A 268-nucleotide genomic window follows, 5' to 3' on the forward strand; every position below is an offset into this window, starting at 1 on the left:
GGCGCGGTCGTCGGCGTCCAGCCGTTCGGCGGCCGTGGCCTGTCGGGCACCGGCCCGAAGGCGGGCGGTCCGCTCTATATCGGCCGCCTGGTCCAGAAGGCACCGGTGCCGCCGCAGCACAGCTCCGTTCACACCGACCCGGCCCTTGCCGACTTCGCAGTCTGGCTATCGGGCAAGGGACGGGCTGACGACGCCGAGGCCGCACGCGAGCTCGGAAGCCTGTCGGCCGTCGGCCTTGAGAAGGAACTTGTCGGTCCTGTCGGCGAGC

General features: G+C 72.0%; 1 protein-coding gene. It reads left to right on the plus strand.

From position 1 onward, the window contains the following. A partial coding sequence (locus SCA31_RS23680) for a hypothetical protein (protein ID WP_410699456.1) occupies window positions 1-268 on the plus strand: 268 nt, incomplete at both ends.

Source organism: Chryseobacterium sp. SIMBA_028 (genome assembly GCF_046535285.1).
Classification (GTDB): domain Bacteria; phylum Bacteroidota; class Bacteroidia; order Flavobacteriales; family Weeksellaceae; genus Chryseobacterium.